Annotated in this window: 23 protein-coding genes; 11 read left to right on the top strand and 12 right to left on the bottom strand. The window is 58.2% G+C overall.

Features of this window, described 5'->3' with window-relative positions; genetic code table 11:
- Nucleotides 1-148 precede the first annotated feature (148 nt).
- Nucleotides 149-1,525 (top strand): glutamine synthetase family protein, encoded by a 1,377-nt coding sequence (locus tag ACWKV9_RS04695; RefSeq protein ID WP_268799124.1) that lies wholly within the window; start codon nucleotides 149-151, stop codon nucleotides 1,523-1,525.
- Nucleotides 1,526-1,752: 227 nt separating this feature from the next.
- Nucleotides 1,753-2,394 (top strand): TetR/AcrR family transcriptional regulator, encoded by a 642-nt coding sequence (locus tag ACWKV9_RS04700; RefSeq protein WP_483834928.1) that lies wholly within the window; start codon nucleotides 1,753-1,755, stop codon nucleotides 2,392-2,394.
- A gap of 149 nt (nucleotides 2,395-2,543) precedes the next feature.
- Here the strand turns inward: ACWKV9_RS04700 and ACWKV9_RS04705 are convergent, their stop codons facing one another.
- The 6 genes from ACWKV9_RS04705 to ACWKV9_RS04730 form a co-directional block, all read right to left on the bottom strand.
- Nucleotides 2,544-2,759: a TOBE domain-containing protein gene (locus ACWKV9_RS04705; protein WP_133773552.1), complete on the bottom strand. Its 216-nt coding sequence runs from the start codon at nucleotides 2,757-2,759 to the stop codon at nucleotides 2,544-2,546.
- A 50-nt stretch (nucleotides 2,760-2,809) separates the two neighbouring features.
- Nucleotides 2,810-3,619 (bottom strand): aliphatic sulfonates ABC transporter ATP-binding protein, encoded by an 810-nt coding sequence (gene ssuB / locus ACWKV9_RS04710; RefSeq protein ID WP_483834929.1) that lies wholly within the window; start codon nucleotides 3,617-3,619, stop codon nucleotides 2,810-2,812.
- Nucleotides 3,616-4,413, bottom strand: coding sequence for an aliphatic sulfonate ABC transporter permease SsuC (ssuC, locus tag ACWKV9_RS04715; protein ID WP_483834930.1), 798 nt, complete (start codon nucleotides 4,411-4,413; stop codon nucleotides 3,616-3,618). The genes ssuB and ssuC overlap by 4 nt, the downstream gene beginning before the upstream one ends.
- Before the next feature lie 27 nt (nucleotides 4,414-4,440).
- Nucleotides 4,441-5,406 carry a sulfonate ABC transporter substrate-binding protein gene (locus ACWKV9_RS04720; RefSeq protein WP_483834931.1) on the bottom strand — a complete coding sequence of 322 codons (966 nt, stop codon included), beginning with the start codon at nucleotides 5,404-5,406 and terminating at the stop codon, nucleotides 4,441-4,443.
- 368 nt (nucleotides 5,407-5,774) lie between these two features.
- On the bottom strand, nucleotides 5,775-6,413 hold the full coding sequence (locus tag ACWKV9_RS04725; protein ID WP_483834932.1) for a peroxiredoxin: 639 nt from the start codon (nucleotides 6,411-6,413) through the stop codon (nucleotides 5,775-5,777).
- 145 nt (nucleotides 6,414-6,558) lie between these two features.
- On the bottom strand, nucleotides 6,559-7,947 hold the full coding sequence (locus tag ACWKV9_RS04730; protein WP_483834933.1) for an OprD family outer membrane porin: 1,389 nt from the start codon (nucleotides 7,945-7,947) through the stop codon (nucleotides 6,559-6,561).
- A gap of 790 nt (nucleotides 7,948-8,737) precedes the next feature.
- Between ACWKV9_RS04730 and tauA the strand changes: the two genes are divergently transcribed.
- The 4 genes from tauA to tauD all read left to right on the top strand — a co-directional run bounded on the left by tauA (nucleotide 8,738) and on the right by tauD (nucleotide 12,279).
- Entirely contained in the window at nucleotides 8,738-9,715 is a 978-nt protein-coding gene (gene tauA, locus ACWKV9_RS04735; RefSeq protein WP_483834934.1) for a taurine ABC transporter substrate-binding protein, read from the top strand.
- Between the two features lie 25 nt (nucleotides 9,716-9,740).
- Nucleotides 9,741-10,532, top strand: a complete 792-nt coding sequence (gene tauB / locus ACWKV9_RS04740) for a taurine ABC transporter ATP-binding subunit (protein WP_483834935.1) — start codon at nucleotides 9,741-9,743, stop codon at nucleotides 10,530-10,532.
- Nucleotides 10,529-11,383 carry a taurine ABC transporter permease TauC gene (gene tauC / locus ACWKV9_RS04745; RefSeq protein ID WP_483834936.1) on the top strand — a complete coding sequence of 285 codons (855 nt, stop codon included), beginning with the start codon at nucleotides 10,529-10,531 and terminating at the stop codon, nucleotides 11,381-11,383. The genes tauB and tauC overlap by 4 nt, the downstream gene beginning before the upstream one ends.
- 62 nt (nucleotides 11,384-11,445) lie before the next feature.
- Nucleotides 11,446-12,279 (top strand): taurine dioxygenase, encoded by an 834-nt coding sequence (gene tauD / locus ACWKV9_RS04750; protein WP_483834937.1) that lies wholly within the window; start codon nucleotides 11,446-11,448, stop codon nucleotides 12,277-12,279.
- Between the two features lie 416 nt (nucleotides 12,280-12,695).
- On the opposite strand, the gene ACWKV9_RS04755 is transcribed toward tauD, so the two are convergent.
- Entirely contained in the window at nucleotides 12,696-13,136 is a 441-nt protein-coding gene (locus ACWKV9_RS04755; RefSeq protein WP_483834938.1) for a hypothetical protein, read from the bottom strand.
- Between ACWKV9_RS04755 and trmL the strand changes: the two genes are divergently transcribed.
- Nucleotides 13,135-13,590 carry a tRNA (uridine(34)/cytosine(34)/5-carboxymethylaminomethyluridine(34)-2'-O)-methyltransferase TrmL gene (gene trmL, locus ACWKV9_RS04760; protein WP_483834939.1) on the top strand — a complete coding sequence of 152 codons (456 nt, stop codon included), beginning with the start codon at nucleotides 13,135-13,137 and terminating at the stop codon, nucleotides 13,588-13,590. The genes ACWKV9_RS04755 and trmL overlap by 2 nt on opposite strands.
- A gap of 159 nt (nucleotides 13,591-13,749) precedes the next feature.
- On the opposite strand, the gene secB is transcribed toward trmL, so the two are convergent.
- From secB to ACWKV9_RS04775, 3 genes are read right to left on the bottom strand one after another with little or no spacing between them, the layout of a single operon-like run.
- Nucleotides 13,750-14,241 (bottom strand): protein-export chaperone SecB, encoded by a 492-nt coding sequence (secB, locus tag ACWKV9_RS04765; RefSeq protein ID WP_483834940.1) that lies wholly within the window; start codon nucleotides 14,239-14,241, stop codon nucleotides 13,750-13,752.
- A gap of 39 nt (nucleotides 14,242-14,280) precedes the next feature.
- Entirely contained in the window at nucleotides 14,281-14,535 is a 255-nt protein-coding gene (gene grxC, locus ACWKV9_RS04770; protein WP_483834941.1) for a glutaredoxin 3, read from the bottom strand.
- A complete protein-coding gene (locus ACWKV9_RS04775) occupies nucleotides 14,536-14,949 on the bottom strand; it encodes a rhodanese-like domain-containing protein (protein WP_483835386.1) in 414 nt (137 codons plus the stop codon).
- Between the two features lie 189 nt (nucleotides 14,950-15,138).
- On the opposite strand from ACWKV9_RS04775, the gene gpmI reads away from it, so the two are divergent.
- From gpmI to ACWKV9_RS04795, 4 genes are all read left to right on the top strand, one after another.
- A complete protein-coding gene (gene gpmI, locus ACWKV9_RS04780) occupies nucleotides 15,139-16,674 on the top strand; it encodes a 2,3-bisphosphoglycerate-independent phosphoglycerate mutase (RefSeq protein WP_483834942.1) in 1,536 nt (511 codons plus the stop codon).
- Nucleotides 16,675-16,827: 153 nt separating this feature from the next.
- Entirely contained in the window at nucleotides 16,828-18,141 is a 1,314-nt protein-coding gene (locus tag ACWKV9_RS04785; RefSeq protein ID WP_483834943.1) for a murein hydrolase activator EnvC family protein, read from the top strand.
- 30 nt (nucleotides 18,142-18,171) lie between these two features.
- Nucleotides 18,172-19,503, top strand: a complete 1,332-nt coding sequence (locus ACWKV9_RS04790; RefSeq protein WP_483834944.1) for a S41 family peptidase — start codon at nucleotides 18,172-18,174, stop codon at nucleotides 19,501-19,503.
- 1 nt (nucleotide 19,504) lies between these two features.
- Nucleotides 19,505-20,305, top strand: a complete 801-nt coding sequence (locus ACWKV9_RS04795) for a divergent polysaccharide deacetylase family protein (protein ID WP_483834945.1) — start codon at nucleotides 19,505-19,507, stop codon at nucleotides 20,303-20,305.
- Between the two features lie 92 nt (nucleotides 20,306-20,397).
- Here ACWKV9_RS04795 and ACWKV9_RS04800 read toward each other — a convergent pair whose 3' ends face one another.
- Complete coding sequence (locus ACWKV9_RS04800) at nucleotides 20,398-21,153, bottom strand: substrate-binding periplasmic protein (RefSeq protein WP_483834946.1); 756 nt, start codon at nucleotides 21,151-21,153, stop codon at nucleotides 20,398-20,400.
- A 254-nt stretch (nucleotides 21,154-21,407) separates the two neighbouring features.
- Nucleotides 21,408-22,178 carry an imidazole glycerol phosphate synthase subunit HisF gene (hisF, locus tag ACWKV9_RS04805; protein ID WP_483834947.1) on the bottom strand — a complete coding sequence of 257 codons (771 nt, stop codon included), beginning with the start codon at nucleotides 22,176-22,178 and terminating at the stop codon, nucleotides 21,408-21,410.
- Between the last annotated feature and the right edge of the window lie 9 nt (nucleotides 22,179-22,187).

Genomic DNA, 22,187 nt, shown 5'->3' on the forward strand with positions numbered 1-22,187 from the left:
GAAAACCTGCCCTAAAGTGCGGCAAAAAAGCCCTTTCGGCGCCCTTTTAGGGCAAATCAGGGCTCTCTTGACTTCATGAGGGCTTTCGGATTGACTGAAACCCGTAATGCTCGATGATTGATATTTTCAACAACAAAGGTGTTGCATCATGTCGGTACCCCCGCGTGCCGTTCAGCTCAACGAAGCGAACGCGTTCCTTAAGGAACATCCTGAGGTTCTATACGTTGACCTTCTGATTGCAGATATGAATGGAGTGGTGCGCGGCAAGCGCATCGAACGCACCAGCCTTCATAAGGTTTACGAAAAAGGCATCAACCTCCCAGCTTCTCTTTTCGCTCTGGATATCAACGGCTCAACGGTGGAAAGCACCGGTTTGGGTCTGGACATCGGTGACGCAGACCGAATCTGTTATCCAATCCCCGACACTCTCTGCAATGAGCCCTGGCAGAAGCGTCCTACCGCACAACTCTTGATGACCATGCACGAACTGGAAGGCACGCCCTTCTTTGCCGACCCGCGCGAAGTATTGCGTCAGGTTGTCAGCAAGTTCGATGAGATGGGTCTGACCATTTGCGCTGCGTTCGAACTCGAGTTCTACCTGATCGATCAGGAGAACGTGAACGGCCGTCCGCAACCTCCGCGCTCGCCGATTTCCGGCAAACGCCCGCACTCGACACAGGTCTACCTGATCGACGACCTCGACGAATACGTCGACTGCCTCCAGGACATTCTGGAAGGTGCGAAAGAGCAAGGCATTCCTGCCGACGCGATCGTCAAGGAAAGTGCCCCGGCGCAGTTCGAAGTGAACCTGCACCACACCGCAGATGCCCTCAAGGCATGCGACTACGCGGTATTGCTCAAGCGTCTGATCAAGAACATTGCCTACGACCATGAAATGGACACCACCTTCATGGCCAAGCCGTATCCTGGTCAGGCGGGTAATGGTCTGCACGTTCACATCTCGATCCTGGATCGCGATGGCAAAAACATTTTCACCAGCGAGGATCCCGAGCAGAACGCCGCATTACGTCATGCGATCGGCGGTGTGCTCGAGACCCTACCGGCGCAGATGGCGTTCATGTGCCCGAACGTCAATTCGTATCGCCGGTTCGGTGCTCAGTTCTACGTGCCCAACTCGCCCTGCTGGGGCCTGGATAACCGGACGGTCGCGGTACGCGTTCCGACCGGAACCCCGGATTCGGTGCGCATCGAACACCGGGTTGCCGGTGCAGATGCCAACCCGTACTTGTTGATGGCGTCGGTCTTGGCCGGTATTCATCACGGTCTGACCAACAAGATCGAACCGGGCCCGCCCGTGGAAGGCAACTCCTACGAGCAGAACGAACAAAGTCTGCCGAACAACCTGCGCGATGCGTTGCGCGAGCTGGACGACAGCGAGGTGATGGCCAAGTACATCGATCCGAAGTACATCGATATCTTCGTCGCCTGCAAGGAAAGTGAGCTGGAGGAGTTCGAGCACTCCATCTCCGACCTTGAGTACAACTGGTACCTGCACACCGTCTGACGGCTGTGTGAAATAAAAAGAACGCCGCTGGCCCGAGAGGGTTGGCGGTTTTTTTTGAGCGCAACAAACAACTGTAGGAGCGCGCTTGCCCGCGATGGCGGTGTGTCAGGTTCCGATACGGCGACATAAAGAACGCTTTCGCGGGCAAGCGCGCTCCTACTAGGCCTGCATCTTGAGACACGGCCTCGCGTACAATCCCCGCAAAACGCGCCTCCAGAGATGCCTCAATGACCCGCCCCGCCACACCCCGCAAACCTCGCGCAGCCAGTCAGGCCCGGATCGATTCGATCCTGGACGCAGCGCGCACGCTGCTGGCAACTGAAGGGGTGGCAGGTCTGTCGATCTACAGCGTGGCCGAACGTGCCGAAATCCCGCCGTCTTCGGTCTATCACTTCTTCGCCAGCGTGCCCGCCCTGCTTCAGGCCCTAACCGCGGATGTACACACCGCCTTTCGCGACACCCTTGAGCAGCCCATCGATCATGCCCGGCTCATCACTTGGCGGGATCTGACCCAAGTGGTGGAAGCGCGCATGCTCGAGATCTACAGGCAGGACGCTGCCGCGCAACAGTTGATCCTGGCGCAGCACGGTTTGACTGAAGTCACCCAAGCCGACCGCCAGCACGACGTGGAACTGGGCAATTTGCTGCACGCGCTGTTTGCCCGGCACTTTCAATTGCCCGCGCTACCTGACGATGTAGATGTGTTCGCCCTCGCGATTGAGCTTGCAGACCGGGTGTACGCGCGCTCCGTGCAGCTGCATGACGAGATCACCGACCGCATGGCCGAAGAAGGCATGCGGGTGTTCGATGCGTATCTCGGCCTCTATCTGCCGCCGTATCTCCCGAAGCGTGACGACGACCTTCTGTAGGAGCGAACTTGTTCGCGAGGCGGCGTGCCAGGCATACCGTATCCAGCCTCTCGCCAACAAGTTGGTTCCCACAGAAGACCACGACGCAGCTAAACCCACAAAAAACCCCGAAGGGCTCGCGCGCTTCGGGGCTGCGGGTGATGCATTGATCACAACTTGGCGATCGACACCTCGGTGGATTTCACGAACGCGATCACTTCGCTGCCGACCACCAGTTCCAGCTCTTTCACAGAGCGGGTGGTGATCACGGAAGTCACGACGCCCGATGCGGTCTGCACGTCGATTTCCGACAGTACGTCACCGAATACGATTTCCTTGATGGTGCCTTTGAACTGGTTGCGAACGTTGATGGCTTTGATAGTCATGATGAGGCTTCCTGTTTGAGATCGATGTCTGACGCCATAGGGCGACGGGGTTAATTGGCCCAACGCAGTTGCGTGGGCAACGGGGAAAAGGGTTCGGGTTCAGGCGGCGATCCTGGGATCGACAGCACGCGATTCAATACTTCGGTTTCCAGTGCCGCGAGGCGATATGACCCGCGAGCACGGGGGCGCGGCAGGTCAACCAGCAAGTCGAGGCCAATCTCACCCTCCTCGATCAGCAACACGCGGTCAGCAATCGCTACCGCTTCACTGACGTCATGGGTCACCAGCAACACGGTAAATCCATGTTGCTGCCACAGCCGCTCGATCAATTGCTGCATCTCGATGCGGGTCAGCGCGTCCAGCGCCCCCAGCGGCTCGTCCAGCAGCAACAAGCGCGGTTGGTGGATCAGCGCTCGGGCCAGGGCCACACGCTGCTTCTGCCCACCAGACAACCCGGCGGGCCATTCATCGGCGCGCTCCGCCAAGCCAACCGCTTCCAGCGCTGCAAGCGCTTTTGGACGCCAGTCGCCACTCAAACCAAGACCAACGTTATCGATGACTTTTTTCCAGGGAAGCAAACGCGCTTCCTGAAACATCAATCGGGTGTCTTCTCGCGCATCGGACAACGCCGCCGAGCCAGCCAACAGTTGGCCGCTGGTGGGTTTGTCCAGCCCGGCCAGCAAGCGCAACAACGTGCTCTTGCCGCACCCGCTGCGTCCGACCACGGCCACAAACTGGCCAGCGGGAATGTGCAGGTCGATGTCTTTGAGTACTTCCCGCGAGCCGAAGGTTTTCTTCAGATTGCGGACTTTCACTGGAATCCCGCGCAACAGGTGTGCCGGTTGTTGGAGATTGCTCATGCGGCACCGCCTTTATGTACTTGATACGCCGGGTGCCAACGCAGGCAGACCCGTTCCAGACCGCGTGCCGCCAGATCAGCCAGCTTGCCGAGCACGGCGTACAACACGATGGCCAGCACCACGACGTCGGTCTGCAAAAACTCCCGGGCGTTCATGGCCAGATAACCGATGCCGGAGCTGGCCGAAATGGTTTCCGCGACGATCAGCGTCAGCCACATGAAGCCCAGCGCAAAGCGCACGCCCACCAGAATCGATGGCATCGCACCCGGCAAAATCACGTGCCAGAACAAACGAAAACCAGACAACCCATAGCTGCGCGACATCTCCACCAGCGCCGGATCAATGTTGCGTATGCCGTGGTAGGTATTCAGGTAAATCGGGAACAACGTGCCGAGGGCGACCAAAAACACCTTGGCGGTTTCGTCGATGCCGAACCAGAGGATCACCAGCGGGATCAACGCCAGGTGCGGCACGTTGCGGATCATCTGCACGGAGCTGTCCAGCAGGCGTTCGCCCCATTTGGACAGGCCGGTGATAAAGCCCAATACAAGACCGATGCTGCCGCCGATGGCGAAACCGACACCCGCGCGCCAGCCGCTGATTGCCAGGTGTGTCCAGATCTCGCCGCTGCGAACCAGATTTACGCCTGCCTCGATCACCGCGCTCGGGGCCGGAAGAATGCGCGTCGATAACCAGCCCGCGCTGACTGCCAGTTGCCAGATCGCCAACAGCAAGACCGGTAGCACCCAGGGCGCCAGTCTGTGAGTAAATCGTTCAGTTGAGCTGAGGCTCATGGAGTTGTCTCCTGTTGGGGCCGGTGCTTACTGTGCTTTCGCGACAGCAGCGGGCGGAGTCCAGATCACATCAGCGATGCGGAGCGGTTTGGGGATCAACTTGAGCTCGTAGAAGGTGTCGGCAATTTTCTGTTGCGCGGCGACGGTTTCAGGCGTGATGAACAATGCGCCGTAGCCCTGACGCTTGACCGAAGTGCGGGTGATGTCTTCCGGCAGGCCCAGCAACGGCGCAACTTGCCTGGTGACTTCTTCAGGGTTGGCCTTGGACCATTCCCCTACGGCACGCACTTCTTCGACCAGCGTCTGGATCACTTTCGGATGCTGTTGCGCGTAAGGCTTGGTCGCGAGGTAGAACTGGTTGTTGTCGACAATGCCAGCGCCGTTGCGCAAGGTTTTGGCTTGCAGCTGTTGCTCGGCGGCGGCCTGGTAGGGGTCCCAGATAACCCAGGCGTCGACACTGCCACGTTCAAAGGCAGCACGCGCATCGGCGGGCGGCAGGAACACGGTCTGAATGTCGGTGTATTTGAGGCCCGCCTCTTCCAGTGCGCGAACCAGCAGGTAGTGCACGTTGGAGCCTTTGTTGAGGACAACTTTCTTGCCCTTAAGCTCTTTCACTGAAGTGATCGGTGAGCCTTTCGGAACCAGGATCGCTTCACTGGTCGGTGCCGGTGGCTCGGCGGCGACATACAGCAAATCGGCCCCTGCGGCCTGTGCAAATACCGGAGGCGTCTCGCCGGTCACGCCGAAATCGATAGAGCCTACGTTGAGGCCTTCAAGCAGCTGCGGGCCACCGGGAAATTCGGTCCATTGCACTTGCACGCCTTGGTCGGCCAGTTTCTTTTCCAGCGAGCCTTTGGCTTTGAGCAGCACCAGCGTGCCGTACTTTTGATAACCGATTCGCAAGGTATCGGCCTGCGCCTGAGACACGATGCCAAAGGACACCGCTGCGGCAAACAGAGCGACCAGGCCTTGACGCAAAATAACAGTGCGCATGGCGCGCTCCTTTGCTGTAACTGTCAGGTGGCACCTGCTTGCCCGATGGCGGACGAGTAAGGCGTTTATGGAATTCATTGCCGGCAAATACGCTCGGACGAAGCAGACCTTAACAGGACATTTTTATTCCTATAAATCTTATTTTTTCATTTCGTTAGCACTGAAAGGAATATGCTTTTCAGCTGTAGGAGTGGGCTTGCCCGCGAAGGCGTCCGCTCTAATGCATCGCCGTTTGATGACACACCGCTTTCGCGGGCAAGCGCGCTCCTACAGATGCTTTGCGCAGCAATTGTCGGTGAGCAAAACCTTAAATCCCGGACAAAAAAAGAGCCGACGAATCGGCCCAAAGATCGTGGTTGAACGGTTAATCAGCGATTAGGCTGTGGCGTCAGGCGCAGGTAAGGCGTGACGGCCTTGTAGCCTTTGGGGAAGCGCTGCTTGATCTCTTCTTCATCCTTGATCGACGGCACGATGACTACATCGTCACCATCCTGCCAGTTGGCGGGCGTCGCTACCTTGTGGCTGTCGGTCAATTGCAGCGAATCAATGACCCGCAGGATCTCGTTGAAATTACGGCCGGTACTCGCGGGATAGGTAATGGTCAGCCGCACTTTTTTGTTCGGATCGATCACGAACAGCGAGCGCACGGTCAGGGTGTCATTGGCATTGGGGTGGATCAGGTCGTAGAGATCAGACACCTTACGATCCGCGTCAGCCAGGATCGGGAAATTCACAGTGGTGTTCTGCGTGCTGTTGATGTCATCGATCCACTTGATGTGGGAATCGACCGGGTCGACTGACAGTGCGATCGCCTTGACCCCACGCTTGTCGAACTCACCCTTGAGCTTGGCCGTATAGCCCAGCTCGGTGGTGCACACCGGCGTGAAGTCAGCCGGGTGGGAGAACAACACTCCCCAACTGCTGCCCAGCCATTCGTGAAATTTGATACGCCCTTCGCTGGACTCCTGCTCAAAATCCGGGGCGATATCGCCAAGTTTGATACCCATGGTGCGGCTCCTTTGGCTTGCGTTATGACGCCACTGTGCACTGCGGCGACCAAGAAGAAAAAGAATAAATAACGATGGTTCTATTTCTTAAAGGCATAAAAAAACCCCGCACGAAGCGGGGCTCTTTTTCATCAACTCAACCGGCTTATTTGAAAGCGTAGGTGTAGTTGAAGATCAGACGGGTTTGATCCGCGTCCGAGATACGGGTGTTCTGAGCAGCAGTACCGTGGTTGTCGAAGTCCGAACGGTAGTTTGCACGACGCAGGGTAGCGCCGAAGCCTTTCAAAGGACCGTCCTGGAATACGTAGTCGATACGCATGTCACGTTCCCACTCGGAGCTGTCACCCACACCCGACGCACCGCTGGTGGCCTTGATGTTGGTACCGTGCAGGTAAGCGAATGCTGCTTTCAGGCCCGGGATGCCCAGACGCGCGAAGTCATACGAGTACTGACCGAAGTTGGTGTCTTCGCCAGCACGGGCGAATTGACCAATCATACTGTCCGTGAACAGGTAGAAGCTCGAGCCGCCCTGACCATCGCTGTGGCTGCCAGCAGTGCCGTCTTTAGTGACGCTACCCTGGTTCAACCACACCATGCCGCCGTCGTCGCTTACGCTCTGGTGACCGAGCATCAAAGCATGGCCGCCCAAGGTGTACGTGAACATGGCGGACCAGGTTTTGTTGTCAACTTCGCCCGCGTTGTTTGCGTAGCCGCCGTTGTTGTTGAAGCGGTAGCCGGTAGCGGCCTGACCGTTTTTGCCGTCTGAGCTGCTGTCGAAGTAACGCAGGTCAGTTTTGAACGACTGGTCGTCAGCGATCGGGAAGACGTGAACCAGACCCAGGAAGGTCTGTTTGTAGAAGTCTTCAAGCTGAGAGTGGTAAGCCTGCAAGGTCAGGTCTTTGGTGACCTTCCAGTCTGCACCGGCGAACATGAAGTTGTTGGAGTCTTGAGTTGCGCCGTTGACCGACAGACCCGAGTAGTTGCTCGAAGCACGAGCCGACTGATGCTCAAGCTTGCCGAAGTTCAGCGTGACGTTGTCGATTTCTTTGGACTGAATCGTGCCACCGGTGAAGTTCTGAGGCAGCAAACGACCATCGTTCGATACCAGGATCGGCAGGTTAGGCTGCAGGGCAGTACCTACTTTCAGCTCGGTCTTGGAGAACTTGGCCTTGGCGTTGGCGCCAGTGCGGTTCCAGCTGTCTACCGACGAACCATCGGTGTCAGTCGGGAAGAAGGAGTTGGAAGTGGTGGCCGTGTGGTGATCGATACCACCGCCCAAATGGATGCCCAGCACGCTCTGTACATCCAGACCGAAACCAACGGTACCTGGGGTGTAGCCGGAGATGAAGTTGAACAACAGACCTTCAGCCGTTTCGCGCTGATCAGCAGCACGAGCGCCATCACGCAGGTCGTTTTCGAAATACATGGTACGGGAACTAAGTGTTGCCTTGCTGTCTTCGATGAAACCAGCGGCACCGGCCTGAGTGGCCAGAACACCTACAGATACGGCCAAGGCCAGGGTGGACTTCTTCATTGTGTTTCGCTCCTCATGAATCTAATTTTTGTATTTCCAGGGCTTTGAGCGAAGGCTCAAAACCGCAGATGCGCGATTAGCGCTGGACCCGACTCAGAGAGTCAATGGCCTCAAGACTAATTGACTAGACCGCGTATGCAGCTGGCTGCAAGGTAAGACACTTCCTTTAATCCTAAAAAGACTTAAATGTTCTGTTTTTAGTCAAAACAGACATATGTCACAAGCCGTTTCAGCCGTCCGTTGCGGAGTGTATCGGCCCGATAACGTAATTCCCAAAAAATATTTCTACGCCGCTGGTCAGATCGATTAGTTTTGCTACGTCGTACAACCCGTCCGCGACCACCCAGTCATGAAAAAGTTTCGAAAGCAGGTCACAAACCCAGGTCTAACCCGTTGATAAGTGACATATTTCAAACCGCTAGCCGGGATTGTTACGGTTGTCACCCTGCTGGCGGTCCGATAATTACCGTTCTCGAAATATTTCTCGCCCTGGCGATTTGTAGAGGGCATTGGCACGCGATTCGTAGGGTAAACAGCCATCCATCTGCTGTTGAGCAACCAAAGCAGGGGATTTAGCTGGCAGCCTCAGGGCTGCTCGGACGCGCCCGCGCCGATCCTATTTACAAATTATGACAATCAGATGAATGGCCGAGACGTTTCAGGAAGTTGTACGACGGCCTAGCGCTCATCCCCTCTAAGCTAATTCGAAAAGGTTATTTATTTCGAGATTCTTAGATCATTTACGATCCGCTTCAAGCTGTCCCCGGCCTGCCTGATTCGGAGCTACACCATGAAACTCCTCACCCCTTTTCGTTTGCTAGCCGCGCTGTCGCTGGCCGGTGCTTCGCTGTTCGCTCAAGCTGCGGACTTTACCGTCGCCTACCAAACCACCGTCGACCCAGCCAAAGTGGCGCAAGCGGATGGCGCCTATGAAAAAGCCACCGGTTCAAAAATCTCCTGGCGCAAGTTTGATAACGGCGCTGACGTCATTACGGCTATCGCATCGGGCGACGTGCAGATCGGCTACCTCGGTTCAAGCCCACTGACGGCTGCTGCCACCCGCAAGCTCCCGGTCGAGACCTTCTTGATCGCGACCCAGATTGGCGCGGCAGAAGCATTGGTTGCGCGCAACGGTTCGGGCATCAACTCGCCGCAGGATCTGGTCGGCAAGAAAATCGCCGTGCCGTTCGTGTCCACCGGGCATTACAGCCTGCTGGCGGCATTGAAGCACTGGAACATCGACCCTTCGAAAGTCACCATTCTCAACCTCGCACCGCCTGCGATTGCCGCTGCCTGGAAACGCGGCGATATCGACGCCACCTATGTATGGGACCCGGCGCTAGGCGTTGCCAAGGAAACCGGCAAAGTGCTGATCACCTCCGGTGAACTGGCCAAAGTTGGCGCGCCCACATTCGATGCCTGGATCGTGCGCAAAGACTTCGCCGACAAGCACCCTGAGATCGTAAAAGCCTTCGCCAAGACCACGCTCGACGCTTACGCCTCGTACCGCAAAGACCCGGCGGCCTGGATCGCCGACGCCAGCAATGTCGACAAACTGGTCAAGCTATCCGGCGCCAAAGCCACCGATATTCCTGGCCTGCTGGAAGGCAACGTCTATCCGCTGGCAGCTGATCAAGTGACCGAACTGGGCGCTCCAACCACTGACGCCATCACCAAAACCGCCGCCTTCCTTAAAGAGCAGGGCAAGGTCGACGCCGTACTGGCCGATTACACCCCTTACGTCAGCGCCAAGTTCGTCACTCAATAAGCCCTTCGACGCAGGAGACCACGCGATGGCCTTGTTACAGCTGGAGCGCATCAGCGCACAGTATCCCGGCGCCGCCGAGCCTGTGTTGTCGGACATTTCCGTCACCCTGGGCCCGCAGCAGTTGCTGGTTGCCCTCGGTCCGTCCGGCAGTGGCAAGACTTCGCTGCTCAATCTGATCGCGGGTTTCGTCGAGCCCAGCGCCGGACGCATCACCCTCGATGACGTACCGGTCAAAGGCCCGAGTGCCGAACGCGGCGTGGTGTTTCAGGACGACGTGCTGCTGCCTTGGCAGGACGTGCTCGCCAACGTCGGCTTCGGCCTTGAGTTGGCCGGCATTCCACGCGAGCAACGGGAAAGGAAAGCCCGCGAGATGCTGGCGCTGGTGGATCTTGCCGGCTTCGAAAACCGTCGCGTGTGGGAGCTGTCGGGCGGGCAAAAGCAGCGGGTCGGTCTGGCCCGGGCATTGGCCGCAGACCCGCGCGTATTGCTGATGGATGAGCCATTCGGCGCGCTGGACGCTTTCACCCGTGAACAGATGCAGGAGCTGCTGCTGCAAGTCTGGAAGCGCAGCGCCAAGCCGGTATTCCTGATCACTCATGACATAGAAGAAGCAGTATTTCTGGCAACAGACCTCATTTTGCTGGCACCCAACCCCGGTCGGGTGGTCGAGCGATTGCAGCTGGACTTCGGGCAGCGATACGGCGCCGGGGAATCGGCTCGATCGATCAAATCCGATCCGCGCTTCATCGAAACCCGCGAGCATGTCTTGGCGCGGGTCTTCTCGCAGCGTCAGGCCTTGCAGGAGCAGCGCGCATGAGCAGCTACCAGCCACAAAGCACAGCACAAGCGCCTGTTAAAGAAGCCGCTATTAATAGCGCCCCTCCCGCTACGGCCGGATGGAGCCTTAGCACCCGTGCGATCAGCGTACTGACACTGGTGACCTTGCTGGCAGCATGGTGGTTGGTCACCGCGTTTGAGTGGATCGAACCGTTGTTTCTGCCGCCACCTTCGGCTGTCCTCGAAAAGGGCTGGCTGCTGATGACCAAGGGCTACATGGACTCAACGCTGTGGCAGCACTTGGGCGCGAGCCTGCAACGCATTGGCCTGGCGCTGGGGTTTGCGATTCTGACGGCCATTCCGGTGGGTATCGCTATTGGCCATAACCGCATTGCGCGGGGGATTTTCGATCCACTGATCGAGTTCTATCGCCCTATCCCACCGCTCGCTTATCTGCCCTTGATCGTTATCTGGTGCGGGATCGGCGAGTTCTCGAAAGTCCTGCTGATTTACCTGGCAATTTTCGCCCCGATTGCGATCGCCACAGCCAACGGCGTGCGCACGGTCGACGGTGCGAAATTGCGTGCGGCGCAATCGCTGGGGGCGACGCGCTGGCAGTTGATTCGTCATGTGATTTTGCCCAGCGCATTGCCGGACATATTGACCGGCGTACGCATCGGCCTTGGCGTGGGTTGGTCGACATTGGTCGCCGCCGAGTTAATCGCCGCCACCAGTGGCCTGGGCTTCATGGTCCAGTCCGCCGCGCAGTTTTTGGTGACTGACGTGGTGGTGCTGGGGATTCTGGTCATTGCCATGATCGCCTTTGCAATGGAAATGGGCCTTCGCGCCCTGCAGCGCAAGCTAGTGCCGTGGCACGGCCAGTCACATTGATTCATCCCGCTTCAGCACACTGACCACGCCGACACATCGGCGCTTGAGAGACGAGATTCACCATGAGCCTTCGTATCACCCCACTCAGTTCTGCTTTGGGTGCCCAGATCAGCGGCGTCGACATCAGTCAGACGCTGAGGGTTGAAGACCGCGATACCATCGAGCAGGCATTGCTCACCCATCAAGTGCTGTTCTTCCGCGACCAGCCGATCACACCGCAGCAGCAAGCGCGGTTCGCTGCGGGCTTTGGTGATCTGCATATTCATCCGATTTACCCGAACGTGCCGGAGCAACCTGAGGTGTTGATCCTCGATACGGCGGTGACCGACGTGCGCGATAACGCGATCTGGCACACCGATGTGACGTTTCTGCCCACCCCCGCCCTCGGCGCGGTACTGAGCGCCAAGCAGTTGCCAGCCTATGGCGGCGACACGTTGTGGGCCAGTGGCATCGCGGCATTCGAAGCGTTATCGGCGCCGATGCAAGCGTTGCTGGACGGGCTGACCGCCACCCATGACTTCACACGTTCGTTTCCGCTGGAGCGCTTCGGCAATACCGCTGAGGATCTTTTGCGTTGGGAAGAAACCCGCCGCAAGAACCCGCCGTTGTCGCACCCTGTAGTGCGCACCCATCCGGTGAGCGGACGCAAGGCGCTGTTCGTCAACGAAGGTTTTACCACACGCATCAATGAGCTGGAGCCTGCGGAAAGCGAGGCGATTCTGAAAATGCTGTTCGCCCACGCCACCCGCCCGGAATTCACCATCCGTTGGCGTTGGCAGGAAAACGACGTGGCCTTCTGGGATAACCGCGTGACCCAGCACTACGCCGTGGACGACTACCGCCCGCAGCGGCGCGTAATGCACCGGGCGACGATTCTCGGGGATGTACCGTTTTGAATGGCTGGCGATCGTAAAACCCGTCGGAGCGATCCGGGCTGACGCAAACTCTGTAGGAGCGAACCTGTTCGCGAAGCGGTCCGACTGACACCACAAGGTTTGCTCGCCAAAGAGTTGGCTCCTACAGAAGAACGGCGTTGAGTCCCGACAGTGCATCACTTTGGTCACTTGACCCGCCAAAGTGCGCGAATAGCGTGCAAAACCGATCAGAAATTAGCCAAATCCGAAAAGATTTCGGACACAAGCGAAAGTGATTCGCGCATGTGACGACGTCTGAACCGCACCGGATAAGGGGATTCAGAGGTATTTCCTCAATTGGCTAAAGCGATTTCCTAAAACTGGCACGCGCCCTGCAATACATAAAGTAATTCCAGTTTTGGGGACCTTGGTACAGGCAGGCCGGGGATTCCCCTCTTTTATTCCTCTCGGAGACTGACCTCCAGTCTCCAGCGCCCGTCCTGAGTTGCACCGTGCCAGTCACCGTGCAACGGACGGGCCGCCAGCAGGTTCAGCAACAACCCCTTGTCACTTCGCTGCACCCTCCATCGCACATCACGCCCTTCAAATTTGAACTCGCCCCGCTGCGGCTCCCCTTTGGCGTTAAACAGCAAAGCGATTGCGCCATCGATATGCTCGCCATGCAGCTGCGGCTCATGGTTGAACCACAGCGCCAAACCATTAGGGATTGACTCGACCTGCTGCAATTGGGTGGGATCGGGCGTGGTAATGCGGCCGATCATCAGCCCGACCATAAAGCCGACGATGGCAATCGACCCTAAAACCTTCGGCCAGAGCTTCGGTCTCGGGTCCTCTTCAGGGGTAGAATGCATCCCGTCCTTTCGTTCGGAGCCGTGCATGTTTCACGTGATCCTTTTTCAACCAGAAATTCCGCCGAATACCGGCAACATCATCAGGCTTTGCGCCAACAGCGGCTGTAACCTGCACTTGATCGAGCCGCTGGGTTTCGAGCTGGACGACAAGCGCCTGCGTCGCGCCGGGCTCGACTACCACGAATACGCCACGCTGCATCGCCACGCCGACCTTGCCAGTTGCCTGGAAAGCGTCGGCCATCCGCGCCTGTTTGCTTTTACCACAAAGGGCTCGCGGGTCTTCCACGATGCGCAGTTCGCCGAGGGTGATGCGTTTCTCTTCGGCCCTGAAAGCCGGGGTTTGCCGTCCGATGTGCTGGACTCGCTGTCCAGCGATCAGCGCTTGCGACTGCCGATGCGCGAAGGTTGCCGCAGTTTGAACCTGTCCAATACCGTGGCCGTCGCAGTGTACGAAGGATGGCGGCAGTTGGGGTTTAAATGATCTATCCCCACTCGCTGTAGGAGCGCGCTTGCCCGCGATAGCGTCGTGTCAGACACCATCGAGGTTGGATGTGCCGACGTTATCGCGGGCAAGCGCGCTCCTACACCACCCACAAAAAAGCGCCCACACAGGGCGCTTTTTCATGCCAGCAGCAAACGCTTACTGAACAGTCGGCGTTGGCGTTTCGCCAGCTTCCTGCATGCGCTGCAGTTCTTGCGCATACAGGGCATCGAAGTTCACCGGGGCCAGCATCAGCGCAGGGAACGAGCCGCGCACAACCAGGCTGTCGATGGTTTCGCGAGCGTAAGGGAACAGAATGTTCGGGCAGAACGCGCCGAGGGTGTGACTCATCGACGCCTGATCAAGACCTTTGATCAGGAAGATGCCAGCCTGCTGCACTTCGGCGATGAAGGCGATTTCTTCGCCATTCTTCACTTCAACCGACAGGGTCAGCACGACTTCGTAAAAGTCATTTTCCAGCTGCTTTTGACGGGTGTTCAGGTCCAGGCTGACGTTTGGCGTCCATTCCTGGCGGAAAATCGCCGGGCTTTTCGGCGCTTCGAAGGACAAGTCGCGCACATAGATACGCTGCAAGGAGAACTGTGGGCCTTCTTCGTTGGAAACGGCGCCGGCGTTGGGTTGGTCAGTCATCTCAAATCCTTCTTACTTTAAGGTCTTGTAGGGTTGAATTCAGGCGGCCAGCAGCGCATCCAGTTTGCCGGCGCGCTCCAGGGCATAAAGCTCATCGCATCCACCGACATGAACCGAACCGATCCAGATCTGCGGAACGGAGGTGCGTCCGGCCTTTTTGATCATCTCTGAACGCAGTTGCGGCTTGCCGTCGACGACGATTTCTTCGAACGCCACCTTTTTGCTGTTGAGCAATTGCTTGGCGCGCGAGCAGTACGGGCAATAGTCGCTGGAGTAAACGATGACTTCAGGCATTTATTTCACCAATGGCAGGTTATCTGCGCGCCAGGAAGAGATACCGCCAGACAGCTTGGCTGCCTTGAAACCGGTCTTGAGCAGTTCGCGGGCGGTGGCGCCAGCGTGCTGACCGGCGGCGTCAACGATGATCAAGGTTTTTTCCTTGTACTTCTCAAGCTCGGAAACGCGAGAAATCACCTTGTCCTGGGGGAAGCTCAGCGCGCCAACGATGTGGCCCGCGGTGAAGTCCTTCTTGGGGCGCACGTCGATCACAACGCCTTCGTCGCGGTTGACCAGGGCGGTCAGCTCGCCAGTGCTCAGGCTACGGCCGCCTTTGCTGAGCTCATACGCAATCAGCAGAGCCAGCAAAATGACGAACGCGCCAACCAATAAATAGTGTTCGGTGGCAAATTGGATCAGGTGAGCGACCATCATTAGGTTCCAGGGCGTTAAAATGTCGGCCAGTATACACAGCCCCCAAGGTCGGCCAAAGCCCGTACGGCAGTGACGCCGTTTGAACTTCAACTTAAACTGTCGATCTTTTTTCTACTTCTTCTTTAAGCCATGCCGGTGATGTGAAATCAGCGCGTGATTTTTACATCAGCGGCAGACGAGGGATCTATGACAACCACGCCTAAACCTTTGGTCCTGATCATCCTGGACGGCTTCGGACACAGCGACAGCCACGAAGGCAACGCCGTCTACTCCGCAAAAATGCCTGTTTTTGACCGTTTGTACAAAACCATGCCGAACGGCCTGATCTCCGGCTCAGGCATGGATGTCGGCCTGCCGGACGGTCAGATGGGCAACTCCGAAGTCGGTCATATGAACCTCGGCGCCGGGCGAGTGGTGTATCAAGACTTCACCCGCGTGACCAAAGCGATCCGCGATGGCGAGTTCTTCGAAAACCCGGCTATCTGCAAAGCAGTTGATGCCGCAGTAGGCGCTGGCAAAGCCGTGCATATTCTCGGCCTGCTGTCGGATGGCGGCGTACACAGCCATGAAGATCATCTGGTAGCGATGGTTGAACTGGCAGCCAAGCGTGGCGCCGAGAAGATCTACCTGCACGCGTTCCTCGATGGCCGCGACACCCCCCCGCGTAGCGCGCACAAATACCTTCAGACCATGGAAGCCGCCTATGCGCGCTTAGGCAAAGGCCGAACCGCCACCATCATTGGCCGCTATTTCGCCATGGACCGCGACAACCGCTGGGACCGTGTCGAATCCTCCTACAACTTGATCGTCGACGGCACCTCTGAATTCCAGGCAGCCACCGCCAAGGCCGGGCTTGATGCCGCTTACGAGCGCGGCGAGAACGACGAATTCGTCAAAGCCACGCGTATTGGCGAGCAAGTGAAGGTCGAAGACGGCGATGCGGTGGTCTTTATGAACTTCCGCGCCGACCGCGCCCGTGAGTTGAGCCGCGTCTTCGTTGAAGATGATTTCCACGACTTCGCTCGCGCCCGTCAGCCAAAACTGGCCGGCTTCGTGACCCTGACCCAGTACGCGGCCAGCATCCACGCCCCGGCCGCGTTCACCAAAGCGGGCCTGCACAACGTGCTGGGCGAGTATCTGTCGAATAACGGCAAGACCCAGTTGCGCATCGCCGAAACCGAGAAGTACGCGCACGTCACGTTCTTCTTCTCGGGCGGTCGCGAAGAACCGTTCCCCGGTGAAGAACGCATCCTGATCCCCTCACCTAAAGTCGCGACTTACGACCTACAGCCAGAAATGAGCGCGCCGGAAGTCACCGACAAAATCGTCGACGCCATTGAAAACCAGCGTTTCGACGTGATCGTGGTCAACTACGCCAACGGCGACATGGTCGGCCACAGCGGCATCATGGAAGCGGCCATCAAAGCGGTTGAATGCCTGGATGTGTGCGTGGGGCGTATTACCGAAGCGCTGGAAAAGGTTGGCGGCGAAGCGCTGATCACCGCTGACCACGGCAACGTCGAGCAGATGACTGATGAGCAAACCCACCAGCCGCACACCGCGCACACCACTGAGCCTGTGCCATTCATCTATGTCGGCAAGCGGGACCTGAAAGTCCGTGAAGGCGGCGTTCTGGCTGACGTTGCGCCGACCATGTTGCAGTTGCTGGGCATGGAAGTGCCGCAAGAGATGACCGGCCATTCCATCCTGGTTGCGAACTAACTCGCTCTAAACCGGCCTATAACCGGTCTGTCATCGGATGACAGGCCGGTTTTTTGTATGAAATGTCTGTAAGCCGCGCCCTCTGAGCGTTTTTTTTGCAGCGTCCGGCGGGCATACTAGGCCCGTCTTCACTCCTTGGTATCGCCCGCCCCCATGCTTCGCGCCCTGATCGCCCTTGCTTTGATGTGTTTGCTCAACCCGGCGTTCGCCGACGATGATCGCGCACAGACACAGAAACAACTGGATGCCACGCGTCAGGACATCACCGAGCTGAAGAAGGTGCTCGGGCAGTTGCAGGAAGAAAAATCCGGCGTACAGAAAGATCTGCGCACCACTGAAACCGAAATGGGCAAGCTGGAAAAGCAGGTCGAGGTCCTGCAAAAGGAACTAAAAAAGAGTGAAAGCGAGCTGCAACGGCTCGACCAGGAGAAAAAAAAACTCCAGACCGCTCGCGTTGAACAGCAACGATTGATTGCCATGCAGGCACGCGCCGCCTATCAGAGCGGCCGCCAGGAATACCTGAAACTGCTGCTTAATCAGCAGAACCCGGAAAAATTTGCCCGCACCCTGACCTATTACGATTACCTGAGCCAGGCGCGCCTGGAGCAGTTACGCAGTTTCAACGAAACCCTGCGCCAACTGGCCGGGGTGGAAAAAGACATCGATTTGCAGCAAGCGCAATTGCTGGTGCAGAAAAGCTCGCTGGATGATCAGAAAGCCAAGCTCGACGATGTGCGCAAAGAGCGCCAGGCCGCTCTGGCCAAGCTGAATCAGGACTACAAGGCTCGCGATCAGAAACTGCAATCGCGTCAGCAGGACCAAGCTGACCTTGCGAAAGTGCTGAAAACCATTGAAGAAACCCTGGCTCGTCAGGCCAGAGAAGCTGAAGAAGCACGTCAGAAAGCGCTGATTGCCCAGCAAGAAGCCGAGAAGCGCCAGCGTGAGCAAGAGGCGCTTGCCGCCAGCCGGAGCAAGAAAGATGACAGCGATGAACCCCCTCGCCGACCGGTGAAAGCGCCCGGCGCGATGGTTTCCAGTGCCGGTCAGTCGTATGGCGGCGCTTTTGATCAGGCAAAGGGAAAACTTCCTTGGCCTGTCGATGGTCGATTGTTGGCGCGTTTCGGTGAAACACGCGGCGACGACGAGCGAACCAAGTGGGATGGCGTGATGATCAGCGCTTCCGCTGGCAGCCAGGTACACGCCGTGCACGGTGGTCGTGTGGTGTTCGCCGACTGGTTGCGTGGCGCAGGGCTTCTGGTCATTCTCGATCATGGAAACGGCTATTTGAGTCTGTACGGTCACAACCAGAGTCTGTTGAAAGAGGCTGGGGACGTTGTAAAAGCCGGGGAAGCGATCTCTACCGTAGGTAACAGCGGTGGCGGTCAAGACACTCCGGCGTTGTATTTCGCTATTCGTCAGCAGGGTCGCCCTAGTGATCCGGCCCAATGGTGTCGCACTCAAGGATAAGTCGACGCCTCATTCAGGAGTTCGTAAGACATGCTGTTTTCGTCCCGCCTCACCTCGCTGGCCCTGACTATCGCCGTGGTTATCGGCGCGCCTCTGGCCCATGCTGCGGGTGCCGCTCCAGCAGCGACTCCCGCCGCCTCGACTGCCGCCACTGCGCCCAACGCCAAAGCGCCGCTGCCGCTCGACGAGCTGCGCACCTTTGCCGAGGTTATGGACAGGATCAAAGCCGCTTACGTAGAACCGGTGGATGACAAGACGCTGCTGGAAAACGCCATCAAAGGCATGCTCAGCAACCTCGATCCGCACTCAGCCTACCTGGGCCCGGAAGATTTCCAGGAGCTGCAGGAAAGCACCAGCGGTGAGTTCGGCGGGCTGGGTATCGAGGTCGGGGTTGAGGATGGCTTTATCAAAGTCGTCTCGCCTATCGACGACACCCCGGCGACCAAGGCTGGCATTGAAGCGGGTGACCTGATCGTCAAGATCAACGGTGCGCCGACGCAAGGTCAGACCATGCAGGAAGCGGTCGACAAGATGCGCGGCAAGCTGGGTGAAAAGATCACGCTGACCCTGGTGCGCGATGGCGGCACGCCGTTTGACGTGACCCTGGCGCGTGCGACCATTCAGGTCAAAAGCGTGAAAGCGCAGATGCTGGAGAACGGCTACGGCTACATCCGCATCACGCAGTTCCAGGTCAAGACTGGCGAAGAAGTAGGCAAAGCGCTGGCCAAGCTGCGTAAAGACAACGGCAAGAAAATGAGCGGGCTGATTTTGGACCTGCGCAACAACCCGGGTGGCGTGCTGCAAGCAGCCGTCGAAGTGGCCGACCATTTCCTGACCAAGGGTCTGATCGTCTACACCAAGGGCCGTATTGCCAACTCCGAGCTGCGCTTCTCGGCTGACCCTGCCGACGCCAGCGAAGGCGTGCCATTGGTGGTGCTGATCAACGGTGGCTCCGCTTCGGCGTCTGAAATCGTTGCCGGGGCGCTGCAAGACCAGAAGCGCGGCATCCTGATGGGCACGGACACGTTCGGCAAAGGCTCGGTACAAACTGTCCTGCCGCTGAACAATGACCGGGCGCTGAAGATCACTACGGCGCTTTACTACACGCCAAACGGTCGCTCGATTCAGGCGCAAGGCATCAACCCGGACATCGAAGTGCGTCGCGCCAAGCTGACCGCCGAAACCGACGCCGAGAACTACAAGGAAGCCGACCTGCTTGGCCACTTGGGCAACGGCAACGGCGGCGCAGACAAACCGACCACCAAAGCCAAGGCGAGCAAAGCGCGTCCGCAGGACGACGACTACCAGCTCAATCAGGCGCTCAGCTTGCTCAAAGGATTGAGTGTGACGCGCGGCAACTGATATGCGCGTCTGGTTGACCGGGCTCATTTGCGCCCTTGCTGCCCTGACTGGCGCCGTTTACGCGGCGTCAGTCAACGCGGCTGATGCCCCTGGCAAATCCGCCAAAATCGCCTATCTCAGTTTGATCATCGATGACCTGGGACAGAACCCTGAGCGCGACACCCGTGCGCTCAAACTGCCTGGGCCTGTCACGCTGGCAATCATACCCGATACCCCGCATGCCACCGAATTCGCTCGGCAGGCCCACAAAGCCGGCAAGACCGTGATCCTGCACATGCCGATGGACCCGGCAACCGGGCCCTACGCCTGGCATCCAGAACTTCCCCTGCCCGAACTTGAATCACGCCTGAACGCTGCGCTGTTAAAAGTGCCGTATGCCGCTGGCATCAACAATCACATGGGCAGCCGCATGACCGCTGAACCTGTGGCGATGACCTGGCTAGTAGGCGAGTTACAGCGCAGGCACCTGTTTTTGGTCGACAGCCGAACCAGCGCCAAAACCGTTGCCGCCGCCGAGGCTCAGAAGATCGGGTTGGCGAGCGTGTCACGGGATGTGTTTCTGGACGATGAACGCACCGCAGAGGCAATCACCGGGCAACTGCAGACGGCCATCAGACTGGCGCACAAGCAAGGCTCGGCCGTGATGATCGGTCATCCTTATCCCGTGACACTGGACGTGCTGGAGCGTGAACTCCCCAAGCTCAAATCTCAGGGCATCGAGTGGATCGAAATTCGTCACATGGTGACTGAGCGCGGAAATGAGGCGATGGCGGGGCATGGCAAGAACGGGGTGTATCGGTAGCGACAGCCCTGTAGGAGCCAACTTGTTGGCGAGCCGGTCAACGCGGTGTGACAGTCACGCCGTCTCGCGAACAAGTTCGCTCCTACAGAAGACTACAGATAGCTACCAAGAATCTTATCCACCAGCCCTTCCGCGCGCATGTCATCCAGGGCTTTTTGCAGCTTGGCGACCACAGCGTCAGGCGTTTCCTTGTTCAGTGCCAGAAACAGCTCCGCCTGATTGAAGCGCAGCACAGTTTTCAACCCTGAAACGCCTTCCTGCCGCGCCAGATAACGCCCTGCCGGATCGCCAGTAGCCCACAGGTCGATCTGACCGTCGACCAGTTTCCTGGCGTTGTCTTTGTCGCTCAATACGGTGATCGGGTTCAGCCCTTGGCGCGCAAGCTCTTCGGCAATCGCATCGCCTTTGTAGGCGCCAATCTTGTACTGCCTGGCTTGCTCCAGGGTTTTCAGCTCGATCGGGCTGTCGCTGCGCGCCAGCATGACCCAGTCGTCCGGACCAATCGGGCCGACCCATTTGAAGAGCTTTTCGCGCTCAGGCAATCGCGCCGTGACGAAGACGCCATAGCCGGGCTTTTCCAGTGCGAGTTTGTAGATGCGATCCCACGGAAAGCGCAGGGTCATGTTGTAACCGACGCCGGCGCGCTTGAAGGTCTGGCGGACGATCTCGACAGCGATGCCTTCGATGTTGCTTTCCTGGGCGAAGTTTTTCCCGTCCGTGGCCATGTTGTACGGCGGGAAATTCTCGGTCAGCAGGACAATCGAGTAAGGCGACGCGTCGCCAGCCCGGGCACTACCCACCACCAAAGTCAAAACGCTGACCAGCGCTAGAACAACACCTTTGAACATATCCCTGGCACCCCCTCCTGACGACGGCAGAAGAGTGCCGCGAACGTTGTATGAAGTCCAGTTCGCTGACGCAGGAGGTCGGTTTCAGAACAGAGGTGTCTTGAAGCGTCTATATGGGGGTTAACAAGGGTGGGGCTAACGATGAAAACCCGTGGGAGCGGACTCGTCCGCGAAGGCTCAAGTACAGTCGACAGAGATATGTCAGCTGCACCGGCCTATTCGCGGACGAGTCCGCTCCCACAGGATCTGCGCAGTTATCGAACGACGATGCCCTGTTTGGCCATGAACGCCTTGGCCTCGGGCACGGTGTATTCGCCGAAGTGGAAAATACTTGCCGCCAGCACTGCACTGGCGTGGCCTTCCAGCACGCCGTCAGCCAGATGCTGAAGGTTGCCGACGCCGCCGGAGGCAATCACCGGGATACCCAATGCATCGCTGATCGCGCGAGTAACGCCCAGATCGAAGCCGTTTTTCATACCGTCCTGGTCCATGCTGGTCAGGAGGATTTCGCCCGCGCCGAGGTCTTCCATCTTCTTGGCCCACAACACCGCGTCGAGCCCTGTTGGCTTGCGACCGCCGTGGGTGAAGATCTCCCAGCGCGGGGTTTCGCCCGGCAGCGAGACCTTCTTCGCATCAATGGCGACAACGATGCACTGCGAGCCAAAACGCGCCGCAGCTTCACCAACGAACTCGGGATTGAATACTGCTGCGGTATTGATCGAGACCTTGTCGGCGCCGGCATTGAGCAGGTTGCGGATGTCTTGCACGGTGCGCACGCCGCCGCCAACGGTCAGCGGGATGAAAACCTGGCTCGCCATGCGCTCGACCGTATGCAGCGTGGTGTCGCGACCATCGACGCTGGCGGTGATGTCGAGAAAGGTAATCTCGTCAGCGCCCTGCTCGTCGTACAGCCGGGCGATTTCCACCGGATCGCCGGCATCACGAATGTTCTCGAACTTGACGCCCTTGACCACGCGGCCGTTATCAACGTCCAGGCAAGGGATGATGCGTTTGGCGAGGGCCATGGGGTTATC

This window comes from Pseudomonas corni, assembly GCF_057128765.1.